Origin of the sequence: Corynebacterium kroppenstedtii (assembly GCF_016894245.1) — a bacterium.
Classification (GTDB): Bacteria; Actinomycetota; Actinomycetes; order Mycobacteriales; family Mycobacteriaceae; genus Corynebacterium.
Genome location: NZ_CP069792.1, coordinates 1,745,430 through 1,759,370, shown reverse-complemented (window position 1 = coordinate 1,759,370; position 13,941 = coordinate 1,745,430). Strand labels below are relative to the sequence as shown.

Here is a 13,941-nt window from a genome sequence, read left to right as displayed (position 1 = left end):
TGAGAAATTATGTCTGATGACCAGCCGACGACAGACGAAAACCAACGACTCACGGGCCCGGGGACGATCATTTCCCTCGTCTTAGCCGTCGGATTAGTCATCGGCGTCATCATTGCTGCCCGAATTGCATATGACCACGCTGAGCACCAGCCAGTCACTCTCAACGCCATCGACGCACCCGGCGCATCCTCACATGAATGCACCAGCCTTATCGATAACCTCCCCGACCACGTCGGCTCTTATGGTCGAGTATCACTAACACAACCCTCCCCTGACGGTGCCGCTGTCTGGATCAACGGCGAGAAACGAATAACACTGCGTTGCGGGGTTCAGGCACCCGATTCCTACACAGCACTATCGACGACGGAAGAGCACGGCACCGATAAATCCGGTGGCCACTCGGACAGTATTCGCTGGTTGGGGATTGCCGATGCCCACGGCGGAGATAAACCCGTCACGGATTCCGTAACGTGGTACACGCTCGGGCGCGCCCAAGAGGTTGCCGTCACTGGGTCCGAGGATGTGGCACAAGATTTAAGCGATCTATCTGAAGCGCTCCACCACAACCCGGTGTCGGCCGCATCAGCAACAGCCCATCCTGCTCAGACGCCGCTATCTACCCTCCCCGTCGCGGAGGAGGCAGCTGCAGACAAGCAATGTCGCAGTGTCCTCGACGCGCTCCCCGACCACTTCGGCACGTTGACCCGGACGACAAAGGACGCGCTGGGCAATGACCTTCCTGACGGAATGGCCGCGTGGACAGCACTGCGCCGCGATCCCGTCGTCGTGAGGTGCGGAGTGCAGCAACCAGCGAGTTACCGTCCTGGCGCTCAGCTACAACAAATTAATGATGTCCCGTGGTTCAATGACGGAACTCCCGGGAACCACTCCACGGCGGAGAATCCCTCAGCCGAGGCCCCGACCGCCGACAACTCGTCCCAGAACGATTCTTCCGCAGGGACAACGGATAACGTCTGGTATGCCCTGGGGTACAGCGATATCGTTGCTCTTTCAATGCCGGCGTCGTCGGGGAACACCGTCATTACAACGTTGTCCAATGCAATCAGCAAAAATATGGAAAAATCTGGGGTCTAAACCAGGAGATGGAGCCACATAGCTAACATTCTGCGGTTAGGCCCCTGGGTGAGCCACTATGGCGCGTTGGATAAGGAGATCCAAGAGATCGGGATACTCAATCCCCATCGCCCCGAACATTTGAGGATACATCGAGATTGGCGTGAACCCCGGCATGGTATTGATCTCGTTCAACACCGGACCACGATCAGTCACGAAGAAATCAACGCGGGCCAGGCCTTCACAATCCAGTGCGTGGAATGTTTCCACAGCAAGTTCGCGGATGTGGCGGATGGTGTCGTCGTCAAAGTGCGGGGGTATCTGGGCTGTGATGACGTTATCCAGGTACTTGGTGTCAAACCCGTAAAACCCTTCGTCGCCCGATTCGGTGTCCTCGAGTTGAGCGGGAAGGGATGCTTCGACTGAACCATCTGGCCGCTGAATAACACCGCACTCCACTTCCGTGCCCACAATCATGGACTCCACAATGACCTTGGAATCATGCTGACGCGCCAGAGCGAGAGCGTCGTCAAGTTCATCCCACTGGTCAACCTTGGAAATGCCGATGGACGATCCGCCTCGCGCAGGCTTCACAAACACCGGCAGGCCCAGAAGATTCTTTTCTTCCTCGGTCAAAGAACGCGTCTCACGAAGGACGACGTCACGGCCGATGGGGAGCCCTTCCGCCGCGGCCAGTTTCTTCGTGAACTCCTTGTCCATCGACGCCGCTGACGCCAATACACCTGCGCCGACGTAGGGGACGGAGGCCATATCAAAGAGCCCTTGGACGGTACCGTCTTCACCGAATCGCCCGTGGAGAACAGGGAAAATGACATCTACGTCCGCAAATACCTGACCAACGTTGTCACCATCTGCATAGACAAAGCGACCGGCGTGCTGCGGATCGAGTGACAACGACAAACTGGTGTTAGCCTTCACTTCCGGCAGGTGCCGATCACGAATGGACAACTCTTTCGGGTCCGAGGAGCCCACTACCCAGCGGCCATCTCTCGTGATGCCGATCGGGACCACCTGGTAGCGGTCGGGGTCGAGGTGAGAGATGACAGCGCCCGCCGACACACAAGAAATGGAATGCTCAGAACTACGCCCACCATAGACGACGGCGACGCGAATGCGACTGTGCTCACTACGGCTGCTGTTCTCGTCGCGCTCCCCGCCAACCCCGGAGCCTGATTGAGTCGAAGTAACCAGGGGCGATGCCGACAGCGATGTGGTGTCCGCCGACGAGTCAGATGAAGGTTCAGATGTAGTCACGGGGACTAAGTGTAGCGGCACTATGCATTGTCGCGGTACTACTCCGCTTTGGTATCGCGCTCCATCAGGTTCATAATGCTTTCTTTCACAGTGGCGCCGTCGAAGCATACGGAGACCACGGCATCCGCAATAGGAACGTCGACACTATGAGCCCGTGCCAGCGCCTGGATTGCTCGGCATGCGTTGACCCCCTCCGCGACCTGGCCATGACAAGCTTCTTGGGCTTCTTCGAGGCTCATTCCCTGACTGAGATGCTCCCCAAAAGTCCTATTTCGAGACAGTGGTGAATTACAGGTTGCTACTAAATCCCCTAACCCGGCCAGCCCGGAAAACGTTGCAGGGTTAGCACCCAGTGCGGTACCAAGACGTACTGTCTCAGCAAGCCCGCGCGTGATAATCGTCGCCGCGGTGTTGAAGCCCAGCTGCTGCCCCGCGGCCATTCCCGCCGCTAAGGCAATCACATTCTTTGCAACTCCCCCGATTTCACAGCCGATGACATCCGTGTTGGTGTACGGGCGAAAATAGGCCGTCGTACACGCCTCTTGAACCCGTTTGGCGCTGCCGTGATCGGCACAGGCCACCACCGTGGCCGCAGGCTGCTCATCCGCTACTTCCTTAGCTAAATTAGGACCGGACAGGACCGCGATCTTCTCCGGAGGTCGTCCAGATGCTTCCGCGATGACTTCACTCATCCGGCGGGCCGTGTCGCGCTCTAGGCCCTTCGGAAGCGATACGATCAGCGCCTCATCGGGAAGGAACCCCTTCCAGTATGTCAGGCTGTCTCGAACAGCATGGGACGGAACACCCAGGACAACGATGTCCGCGCCAGCCAAGGCCACGCGGGGATCACTCGTCGCAGTCACAGCTTCCGGGATAACAACGCCGGGGAGGTAGCGTGGATTGCGCCGCTTCGATTGGATGTCATCAGCTACCTCGTCGCGCCGGGCCCACAATCTGACAGTATTTCCAGCATCAGCAAATACTTTCGCCATCGTGGTTCCCCATGACCCTGCGCCCATTACTGCTACTGCAACCATCACGGACCATCCTTCCCTACGTCATGTGCACCATCGTGGGGGTACTGTGCGCTTCCCCACCGCCGTGCGTCACCGCACTGCCTGTGATCTGTTTCGGTTTGTGGTGCGTGCGTCGACTCTTCTTTGAATCCAGCCTAACCGCCCCTATTCGGGCTCGCGCGGATTAACCTCTCACCATTGCATGAGTTCCTCGCTTATCGTTGACGTAGATTCACTCCACAGAATCCCCGGGAGGATACACATCACTATGTCGAAGAAACATTCATCCCACTCACACCATGCCACTCTTGCCGACGCTCCTCTGCCTGGATCACAGGAAAGTGGCAAAAACACGAAGCACGGGTCCAACGCGGATGGCTGCGTGCAGGGTATCGCCCGCCACCCCGCCCGGGAACTGGGCAAAATTACGCTGGCCGCCGGTGCCGTCGTATGGCGACGCCGGCACGGAGCGGATTCTTCTCCACGTGCCGCTGACGAGTCGCCACATCATTCGTCGGCTAGCACGGTGACTATGGATGACATCGAGGTGCTCCTGATCCACCGTCCACGGTACGACGATTGGTCGCTGGCGAAGGGGAAGCTGGATCCTGGCGAGACACTCCCCATGACGGCTATTCGAGAGATCAAAGAGGAAACCGGTTACGACGTCACGCTGGGGAAACTTCTTGGCCGGGTGACGTATCCGGTTAAGAGTAGGACGAAGGTGGTGTATTACTGGACGGCCGAGTGGATTGGTGGTTCCTTCGAGGATAATGACGAAGTTGATCAGCTGGTGTGGCTGCCTTTGGAGGAGGCGACGAAGCGCACGACATACGAGGTAGACGCAGAGATCCTTGAGAAGGCGGCCCGCGACATTGTCCTCTCCCCCACGTCCCGGATCATTCTTATCCGTCATGCTCATGCCCATCCGCGCGAGGGGTGGGGCGGTAATGATAATCTCCGGCCTCTTGACCGGAAAGGCCGCCGTCAGGCAGACATGTTGCCCCGCGAGTTGGCGGGGTTTGGAATCACCCGGTTGTATTCGGCAGATCCGATCCGCTGTCAAACCACGGCTGAGCCGCTGTCCCAGACATCGGGGCTGCACATTACTATCGACGAGCTGTTCGGCGACAAGGGCTGGGCCGCGCACACGGCCGATGCGAAGCGTCGGATTTCGGACATCATTACGCATGGCGGGGTTTCCGCAATCGTCAGCCAAGGAAAAGCGATTCCGGAGATCATTGCCTGGTTGTCGTCACAAGGGAACGCGTCGATCGATGACATACCATGTAAGAAAGGCAGCGCATGGGTGCTGACCTTCTCCGACGGTCAACTATCCGGCGCGGACTATCTTGCCAGCCCGCTGCCAATTAAATAGCGGCGATGGACGCTGGTTGCCGGCCCCCGGACGCTGGGCACTTAAATCGTCGTCGGCATAAACGGCGAGCGCGACTTTTCGTATTGCGTGATGGCGTCTTCATTGCGCAGCGTCAGCGCAATGTCGTCGAGGCCCTCCATCAACCGCCACCGCGTGTGGTCATCGATATCGAACCCGAACACCGCATCGCCGACCGTGACTGTGCGTTCTTCGAGGTCGACGGTCATGGTACGGCCCGGTTGTTCATCCAGAAGTTTCCAGATCAACTCGATATCTTCTTCAGTCATTTGCGCGGCAACAAGCCCATTCTTGCCGGCGTTGCCGCGGAAAATATCGGCAAACCGCGCAGATATAACGACGCGGAACCCATAATCCATCAGGGCCCAGGCCGCGTGTTCACGGGAGGATCCGGTACCGAAATCTGGCCCGGCAACAAGAATCGACCCGTTCTTGTACGTGTCCTGGTTGAGGACGAAATCAGGATCTTCCCGCCATCGCGCGAATAATCCATCCTCGAATCCGGTCCGCGTGACCCGCTTCAGGTACACGGCGGGAATTATCTGATCTGTATCGACGTTGGAGCGCCGGAGTGGAACTCCCACCCCAGTGTGGCTAATGAATTGCTCCATAACCGACCCTTCCTGTGTGGCGTTGTTCGTGGTGTGTGCGTTTTCCTATGCGCGTTTTTCTATGCGCGCGTGCGCGGCGTTCTTTCCGCTACTCCGCTCTATGCACTCGTTGCAGTGCTCTGCGGTGACGCCGTCTCACTGTGTGCGCTACCTACTGAACTGAGATCTGCTGGCGACGCAAAACGACCTTGGACAGCAGTAGCTGCGGCTACATAGGGGCTCACGAGGTGCGTCCGTCCACCCCGCCCTTGGCGGCCTTCAAAGTTACGGTTCGACGTCGACGCACAACGCTGACCTGGTGAAAGCTGGTCAGGGTTCATCCCCAGGCACATCGAGCACCCGGGCAGACGCCACTCGGCACCGGCTTCGGTGAAAATGGCGTCCAGGCCTTCTTCCTCAGCTTGCTGCTTCACGCGCGCGGATCCCGGCACCACCAGCATGCGGACCCCGTCGGCAACTCTCCGACCCTTCACGACGGACGCTGCCGCGCGCATGTCTTCAATGCGGCCGTTCGTACACGATCCAACGAAAACGACGTCAATGGGAACGTCGCGCATGGAAATCCCAGGGGTGAGATCCATGTACTTCAGGGCTTTCTCACACGCCGACGCTTCTTCTGCGTCGGTAGAATCTTCGGGCCCCGGAACGGGTTCCCCGAGTGCAATGCCCTGGCCGGGGTTTGTTCCCCACGTAACGAACGGCGTGATGTCGCTGGCATCGAGGTTAACGACGGTGTCGAATTCAGCGTCGTCGTCGGTCCTCAACGATTTCCAATATTCGACGGCACCGTCCCAATCCTTCGGAGCGTGCGGGCGGCCCTTGATGTAGTTGAACGTCGTCTCGTCGGGGGCAATCATTCCGGCCCTCGCGCCCGCTTCAATCGACATATTGCACACCGTCATCCGGGCTTCCATCGACAATTGGCGGATCGCTTCGCCGCGGTACTCAATGATGTGTCCTTGACCGCCTCCGGTTCCGATCTTCGCAATAACAGCCAAGATGATGTCCTTGCCCGTCGTTCCTTCAGGAAGGGCCCCGTCGACATTAACCGCCATTGTTTTGAATGGCTTGAGGGGCAGCGTCTGCGTCGCCATCACATGCTCTACTTCGGAGGTTCCGATTCCAAACGCGATAGCGCCGAAAGCTCCGTGGGTTGCGGTGTGGGAATCCCCGCACACCACCGTCATCCCCGGTTGAGTCAGCCCCAATTGTGGCCCGACGACGTGAACAATGCCTTGTTCGCGGTTCCCCATTGGGAAGAGCTTGACGCCGAATTCTTCGGCGTTTTTCCGTAGCGTCGAGACCTGTGTGCGCGACGTGATGTCTTTAATCTCTGCTACGTCGCCGGTCTTGACCCCAATGGTGGGGACATTGTGATCCTCGGTGGCGATGGTGAGGTCAGGCTGGCGAACCGGTCGGCCCGCCATGCGGAGGCCGTCGAACGCCTGGGGCGAGGTCACTTCGTGGACCAGGTGCAGGTCAATGTAGATGAGGTCAGGGTCCCCATTATCCCCGCGTGAGACAATATGGTTTTCCCATACTTTCTCCGCCATCGTGCGCGGGCGGTCCTTGTGGTCGTCCTCAGCAGAGTCCGAGAGCATCGTCGATGGTGTGCGAGTGGTAGAGGCTCCGGTGGTTGCGGAGGTTGTGTGTGTGGTGGAGTTCGTCATTCTCCAATCCTTCCGTCGTGTCGGCTGCCGTTCCGACGCCCGAGCGTCTCACTATGCAGAATGATAGTATCAAAGTATGGGAAAATTAAGCGACTTTGAGGACGAACTCGATGACAATCCGCCGACCTTCAACCCCGATAGTGGGATCAAAGTTCTTGATCGATCCTTACTCATCCTGCGCACAGCTACTGCCCGCCCCATGAATCTGAGCGAAGTATGCTCATCAACCGGGTTGCCCCGCGCAACAGCACATCGATTGCTTACTGCATTACACGTTCACCGATTACTCGAACGCGATAAAGATGGCCGGTGGAGCGCGGGACCAGGGCTGTCTGAATTATCCCCGGCCAGCTCGGACCGAATTATCCAGGCCGGAATGACGGTCATGCGCAGCCTCATGGAAAAAACCAACGAATCCGTCCAGATTTACCGCCTCACGGGCAATGTCCGCACATGCATCGCGTCCATCGAACCGGCGAGCGGACTACAGAATACGGTCCCCGTCGGCGCACGCATGTCGCTGCTTCGCGGTTCAGCCGCGCGAGTGTTGATGGCCTGGGCACCGGATGAATTGATTCAAGCCGTTATTCCCGATGCCGCCTTTACAGAAGATGACCTTGCGGAGATACGAACGACGGGCGTCGCTGAATCGATCGGCGAGCGTGACCCGAGTCTAGCCAGCGTATCGACGCCAATCCGCGCGAATCAGGGCGTCGTTGCGGCCTTGTCTATTTCAGGCCCGGTGGAACGATTGCGACCGTCACCTCAACAGCTGTATGGAAACCTTATTCGAGAGGCAGCCAATAGGATTAACCAGTCGTTGCAGTGAAAATTCTCAGGCTTGTCCTCGAACCGTCATCACAATAAGCACGATGTTAAGACTAATAATGAGCGCCGAGATAATTGCTCCTATCCATTTCAGCGCTTTATCTCGGTACTGTCCCATTACTTTCCCGCCCGTCACTATTTGCAACGGAATGAGGGCAAACGGAATACCTACACTTAAGACAACTTGTGAAATAACAAGCGCGTATGTGGCATCAATATGAAATGCAATGATGAGGAGTGCTGGAATCAGAGTAATTGCACGTCGTATCCACAGTTTGACTTGGAAATGAAGCATTCCCTTCATCACTTCGGAGCCCGCATATGCGCCGACGGATGTCGAGGCGAGCCCGGAAAACAAGAGTCCGATGGCAAAAATGACGCCTATCGCAGGTCCTAATGCGCTGCTTAGAGCTGAATGAGCACCTTCGATGGTGTCAGTTCCGTGTCGGCCACTTAAGGCGGATGCGGCCAGCAAGAGGAGCCCGATATTCACTAGCCCCGCGATACCGAGCGCGATAATAATGTCGATGCGGGTCGCTTTTAATAACCGACGAATAACGTGGGGATCATCGTGGCCGGCACCATGCCGGTGAATAACTAATGACGAATGTAAGTAAATAACGTGAGGCATCACCGTTGCCCCCAACATGGAGGCAGCGAGAATTACGCTATTGCTCCCTTCAAAGCGGGGAACTAATCCACCGGCGATTCCTCGAATATTGGGAGGTGCAAAAAACAAACCCGCAAGAAAACCAAAGGTGATAATGACTAGCATGACTATGATAACCCGCTCGAAGACCTTTTGAGCCGTCCCCTGCGTTAACAGCAGAGCCATCGACACGGCCCCCACAATGATCCCACCGGTCAACGGGGATACCCCGAACAATAAATGCAGTGCCACTGCACCCCCGATGATCTCCGCGAGGTCAGTAGCTGCTGCCACAATTTCCGCTTGCAGCCAATACGCAATTCTCCATGGTCGAGACAGTCGCTGGCCTAACAGTTGGGGAAGACTCTTTCCTGTGACAATTCCGAGCTTCGCAGCTTGATATTGAACGATCATCGCCATCAGGTTTGCGGCCGCGAGCACCCAGACCAAGAGATACCCGTAGGTTGCACCGGAGGAGATGTTCGCCGCGACGTTACCGGGGTCCACGTATGCAATAGCTGCGATGAAGGCAGGTCCCAGCAGACTGATAAGCCGCTTAGATGACGGAGATGCCGATGGCTGTGACCCGGAGTCGGACGAACCTGAAGCTGGATTACCGGACGGTCGACGTCCGCTGTGAGAATCGAGTGAAGTCGTCGCAACAGCCTGCTGTGATTCTGACGTAACCTACTCCTTCCGTGAGAGCTTCAGCTTATCGGTTCGGCATGGCGCCGTCGTAATAAGCAGACACTCGTGAATGGCCTCACCTACGTTTCCTCATGCGGCACACGCCAACGTGTGAGGAACAACAGAGATCGTGATCTCATCGTATTTGGACAAGTGCATGACCTCACCATCCAATTGGACTTGGGAGTCTTTTTCCAAGATGAAGTGCCACCGTTTCTCCCGGTCGGTGTTGTGGAGACCCAGTGTACTTGCGCGGAAAAGGTAGCCGACAAGCATGGCAAGCGTCAGGCTTTTATGCTTAACCACGTCGAATTTCCCGTTTGTTAGCGAAGTGTGGTCACTAATTTTGATAACTTTGCTCATCCTGGGGACATTGGCAAACACTAAATTATCGAATTTTTCCTGGTGGCCTTCGTGAATGATTTTCACAGGCTTCACTGAGAAGAGGTTCCTGAGGACAATCCAACCCTGATTCCACTTGGTCAAATGCGCCTCAGTGAGTTTTTCTCCGATATGAGGAGTCAGACCGAACCCGATATAGGAATGCGCATAACGCTCAAGATTATCTTTTCCAGTACTAACCAATTTAAGGACATCGATGTCCGTATAATCACTGGTAATAATGCGATGCGCTAATGTCTTACCATTAGTCAGTGCGTGATAATGATCGTTTGCATTACCGCTCGGCAAGATAGCAGTGCGAATGTGGTCGTGGGGATAACGCATAACGCCATTGACTACTTCGTTATACGTTCCGTCACCGCTGGAGCAAGCGATAACATGAATATTCTCGGATTCTTTGGTGATCTGAGTGGCTAACTTCTCGGCATGACCCGGATATTTCGTGGCTACGACAGTGACCTCAAAGAGTCCCTCCAGCTGATCAGCCAACCGTCGTGCGCGTGTTTCACTATCACCCGTCGAGTGGGGATTAAAGAGGATTGTTACTGGTGTCATGTCTTTTCTGTCGTCGTCGTTTTGAGAATATTCCGGCCATACATCGCGCCGGCATGAGGCTTCACCAATAGTAGATCTTCCCAAAGGGTGGGCGAGAACAACAACCCATAGGTAGGCTTAACAGAACTACAGTTGCCCCATGATCGAATAGGACTTTTCATGAGACAGAGTATGGCTGTCGCCATGGCATTTGTTGGGCTCCTAGTTGGTGCCGGGTTCGCCACCGGTAAAGAAATGCTGCAGTACTTCATCGCCTTCGGGTCAATCGGCCTGGTCGGGGTGGTGATTACCGGTACACTCATGGCTATTTTCGGGTGGGTCGTTCTGCAGGTCGGGAGTTACTTTCTCGCGGACGAACACGGACATGTTTTTAAAAACATTGCACACCCCCGAGTATCACGAATTTTAGATCTTTGCGTCTCCGCAACCATGGTGACCATGGGCATGATGATGCTGGCAGGAGCAGGCTCCAGTGTGAAGCAAACCTTCGGCTTACCCGCATGGCTGGGTTCCGCTGGGTTAGCGATCATCGTTTACTTCGTCTGTTTCCTTGATGCCGAAAAGGTATCCAACATCATCGGTATTGTGACGCCACTCATGATTGTTGCGGTCATAATCCTTTTCATTTGGTCGCTAGTTCATGTTCCTGACGACTTTTCGTTCAGTGCAGCAAGCGAGATGGGAAAGAAAGAAAGCGCACCCGTGTCACCGTGGTGGTGGTCAGCCGTCAACTGTGCCGGCATGACCTTGATGTGTGCGATCGGGATGTCACTAGTCATTGGCGGGACACACACTAAGCTCCGCGACGTCGGTATTGGCGGTCTGATCGGTGGGTCGATCATCGGGATCATGATGTTGATGGAGACGGTCACACTCTTCATCAATGTCAAAGACGCAGGCGGAAAAGATATTCCGATGGCCTCCGTCACCCACGCTATTAATCCAGCCGCCGGTATTATTCTTCAGATCATCATTCTGATCATGATTTTTAATACCGCGTTAGGTGATTTTTATGCTTTTTCACGGCGTATCGATGTCGCCCTCCCCACTCATCCGAAGATCAACCTCGCCGTCATTCTGACTGTATGCTGGGCAATCAGTTTGTTCGGTTTCGGCCCACTGATTCAGGTAGTTTTCCCCATCCTGGGATACCTAGGGACGTTCGTCGGAATCGTATTCATTGCCTGGCGTATCCGGTGGAGCCGACTAATTCGCGGTGAAAAGGAGCGCCGTAACCGAATTCGACAGCTCACCCATCTGTACATCCACCCCAATATTGCTGTGGATAGCACGATGGAACTGAACCACGAGCTCGAAGGTTCCGACGCTAATAGTGAAAAACTCTTCGCTACTGTTGCTCAAGAGGAGCGTCGGAAGTTAGATCCCGATGCAACATTGCATAAAGAGGATCGCTAAAACTACAGCGGTTTAAAGCCATAGCTCTTCAACCATCGCGATGGCATCTTTGTCATGGCGGTGGCGTAATCGAGCAACGATTCTGCGGCGTGGCGCATCGGAGGCAAGCCCGAGGTATTCTGCGATCAAGCTTTCACACGCTTTATCGATGGTGTTCCCAGTCTCCCCACCCATGTCGTCGATTCGTTGCGCAATCTCGTCGTGGGAAATTCCCATGTAGTTGGCCAAGTTGACCATTGCGATAGAACGACTCTCCGGCCCCAGTCCTACCCCACCGGCATAAAGCGGGTTGGGCGTATTACCCAGTTCTTCAAGTTCGGTCGACGCTTCATCTTCGAGGAGAAACGGTGCCCGTGGTGCCGCCTGCTCAATGCGGAAGTAATCACCGTTTCCAAAGTCCATCCAAATACGCTCTCCTTCTGTAATTCCTTGTGCAAGGAGGAGCCGCCGGATCGATCCTGTCGTTGTTCCTGTTGCATTCCAAGTGAAAGACTGATCGCCATCGTCGCTAGGGATCAACCGGGGTTGGTCCAAATGTAAACCGAGTAGCAGAGCGACACCGGCGGGGACTCCGGTCCCGCTGCCCCGCATATGATCATGGTTGACTGTTACTAGGTATTGCCAACGGTTATTGCGCCAATACAAGCCTCGACAATCCTCAGGCTGACGATGGGGCTCTATATCGTCGTTCCGTCGACTCACGATTCCATCATCCGAACGGAATTCGCCAGAACTCGCATAAGCCCGAATCGACGATGCTGATACCCCAAACTTTGTTGTTCCTTCAGAGATAAGATCGTCAAGATCCGCAGTCTCATCACCAACGCGCGACGCAATAAAGTCACGGATTGAAGTAAATTCTTCGAGTCCCCACTCCCGTAATGCGTACTTACTCTTGCTAACGCGAATTATAGAGTTTTCAGAATGGATAGCAGTTGCCAAATTCCGAGCTTGGGTGATTTCCCACATGTGCGCAATATCATTAAGGGAAAGAGGATGACCGGCAATATCGAGCGCAGCCTGAATTCGGTTCGCAGCAGTTGTCGGATTAGCCACCACGTGGTCGCCAATAACGGCGGCACCACAGCCCTCGAGCCATTTGACTAGGTCATCCTCCGGAACATGGCTGATGCGCTGAATGTCTTGAAAGGAAGCGACACCGTATTTGTCGGTCATGTCGTCGAGTAATTCTGTCGTCTTCTTTTGACAGTCGCCAAAGCTAGGAAAACATACCCATCCTTGTTTGACAGTGAAACTATCATCCAAAACGTCGAGTATTTTCCACAGGGGTGCTTCCCAACCGGATAACATCCGTTCAAGTTCCGGGTATATCTGGGAAAGTGCTTTCATTGTGCCGACGGGATACGCGTGATATCGCATCGCAGCGAGAAGGTTGGCAACGGGACCTCGCGATATAGATGCACTGATCGTAGAATCAAGTGCCACCAAAATCTGACGAATACGCTCCCGGGTTACGCCAACCGCGTCGCCAATGCTCTCTAGCGTTTCTCCATGGCCATCCCCGTAGCGTCGATACAGTATCTCCTGTTCTCGCGCGGAAAACTGCACGAATATGGTTTCCAGCAGCCGAGCGGCACGTTCCGCAGGTGGGATGCCAATGGCCCAAGAATGAGAGGTCGTGGTGGAACGAGATACGGCGTTATCAACCGCTTCATTGATGTACGCAGGTGCATTACCGTAGCGATCAACTACAGCTCGAATGGAGCCTTCCATAGCAGATAAATAGGACAGGATCTCGAGCGCAGTGTGTGATTCATCAGGCGGCTGTTCATCCTGTTCCTGGCTGCCGAACGTTTCACTGTCGGGGGAAACCAGTGACAGCAGGGCATCACTCGAATCATCCTCGCCATAAAAAGCATCGCCCAGACAACTAGAAGCATGACCAAGCTGGTCAACGTGAGTTTCGTCGGAAAGGTTATCGTTATCGTCCATAGTGACCTTTCTCGCGCGTGGATGAATGTCAGTGCACACTCACTACCGGTCGATGCATGCCCACTACCTGCACAGTACCGTCGAAAAGACCGGTTTCCTTACAGCCTAATCCCCCGACGTCACTTAAGCCGCACAAGAGCGGGCGCTGTACAAGAAACCCCTCTGTGAAGAGGTATCGCTATGTCATCTACGCCCTCAGCCGGGTAATCCTTAACTGCCTACGCCCATTCCTTAAACGACACCGCATGAGCTCCGCTAAAAAGTTTCTCCTTTCCAACTCCGAGCTCCAATGGCTACCGCAACCACCACGCTATAGCGAAGCACTTTCCACGCCCCCGACATCAAACCTATCTATACTCTACGAACTCTCAATCACGTTCCTATGCGCATCCGCAGAAAACCCTTGTCC

The 13,941-nt window shown here is 55.2% G+C and carries 10 protein-coding genes and 1 pseudogene; 4 read left to right on the top strand and 7 right to left on the bottom strand.

Translation table 11 applies throughout. From position 1 onward, the window contains the following. The first annotated feature begins 9 nt into the window (after positions 1 to 9). Entirely contained in the window at positions 10 to 1,095 is a 1,086-nt protein-coding gene (locus I6J23_RS07620; RefSeq protein WP_204581540.1) for a DUF3515 domain-containing protein, read from the top strand. Positions 1,096 to 1,131: 36 nt separating this feature from the next. On the opposite strand, the gene I6J23_RS07615 is transcribed toward I6J23_RS07620, so the two are convergent. Both I6J23_RS07615 and I6J23_RS07610 read right to left on the bottom strand, forming a co-directional pair. Then, positions 1,132 to 2,208: a D-alanine--D-alanine ligase family protein gene (locus I6J23_RS07615; RefSeq protein ID WP_204582992.1), complete on the bottom strand. Its 1,077-nt coding sequence runs from the start codon at positions 2,206 to 2,208 to the stop codon at positions 1,132 to 1,134. Positions 2,209 to 2,387: 179 nt separating this feature from the next. Then, positions 2,388 to 3,386: an NAD(P)H-dependent glycerol-3-phosphate dehydrogenase gene (locus I6J23_RS07610; protein WP_204582991.1), complete on the bottom strand. Its 999-nt coding sequence runs from the start codon at positions 3,384 to 3,386 to the stop codon at positions 2,388 to 2,390. A 247-nt stretch (positions 3,387 to 3,633) separates the two neighbouring features. Between I6J23_RS07610 and I6J23_RS07605 the strand changes: the two genes are divergently transcribed. Continuing rightward, complete coding sequence (locus I6J23_RS07605) at positions 3,634 to 4,743, top strand: NUDIX hydrolase (protein WP_204581539.1); 1,110 nt, start codon at positions 3,634 to 3,636, stop codon at positions 4,741 to 4,743. Positions 4,744 to 4,784: 41 nt separating this feature from the next. On the opposite strand, the gene leuD is transcribed toward I6J23_RS07605, so the two are convergent. Together leuD and leuC are read right to left on the bottom strand one after the other, a co-directional pair. Then, positions 4,785 to 5,372 carry a 3-isopropylmalate dehydratase small subunit gene (gene leuD / locus I6J23_RS07600; protein ID WP_046202478.1) on the bottom strand — a complete coding sequence of 196 codons (588 nt, stop codon included), beginning with the start codon at positions 5,370 to 5,372 and terminating at the stop codon, positions 4,785 to 4,787. Between the two features lie 98 nt (positions 5,373 to 5,470). Next, complete coding sequence (gene leuC / locus I6J23_RS07595) at positions 5,471 to 6,973, bottom strand: 3-isopropylmalate dehydratase large subunit (protein WP_204582990.1); 1,503 nt, start codon at positions 6,971 to 6,973, stop codon at positions 5,471 to 5,473. Positions 6,974 to 7,118: 145 nt separating this feature from the next. Between leuC and I6J23_RS07590 the strand changes: the two genes are divergently transcribed. Further along, entirely contained in the window at positions 7,119 to 7,871 is a 753-nt protein-coding gene (locus I6J23_RS07590) for an IclR family transcriptional regulator (protein ID WP_204581538.1), read from the top strand. A gap of 6 nt (positions 7,872 to 7,877) precedes the next feature. On the opposite strand, the pseudogene I6J23_RS07585 reads toward I6J23_RS07590, so the two are convergent. Beyond that, positions 7,878 to 9,104 (bottom strand): annotated as a pseudogene (locus tag I6J23_RS07585) (Nramp family divalent metal transporter); the annotation flags it as partial. A gap of 192 nt (positions 9,105 to 9,296) precedes the next feature. Then, positions 9,297 to 10,163 carry a diacylglycerol/lipid kinase family protein gene (locus I6J23_RS07580; protein WP_204581537.1) on the bottom strand — a complete coding sequence of 289 codons (867 nt, stop codon included), beginning with the start codon at positions 10,161 to 10,163 and terminating at the stop codon, positions 9,297 to 9,299. Between the two features lie 159 nt (positions 10,164 to 10,322). On the opposite strand from I6J23_RS07580, the gene I6J23_RS07575 reads away from it, so the two are divergent. Continuing rightward, a complete protein-coding gene (locus I6J23_RS07575; RefSeq protein ID WP_204581536.1) occupies positions 10,323 to 11,579 on the top strand; it encodes a YkvI family membrane protein in 1,257 nt (418 codons plus the stop codon). A gap of 12 nt (positions 11,580 to 11,591) precedes the next feature. Here the strand turns inward: I6J23_RS07575 and I6J23_RS07570 are convergent, their stop codons facing one another. Then, complete coding sequence (locus tag I6J23_RS07570; protein ID WP_204581535.1) at positions 11,592 to 13,532, bottom strand: sigma factor-like helix-turn-helix DNA-binding protein; 1,941 nt, start codon at positions 13,530 to 13,532, stop codon at positions 11,592 to 11,594. Between the last annotated feature and the right edge of the window lie 409 nt (positions 13,533 to 13,941).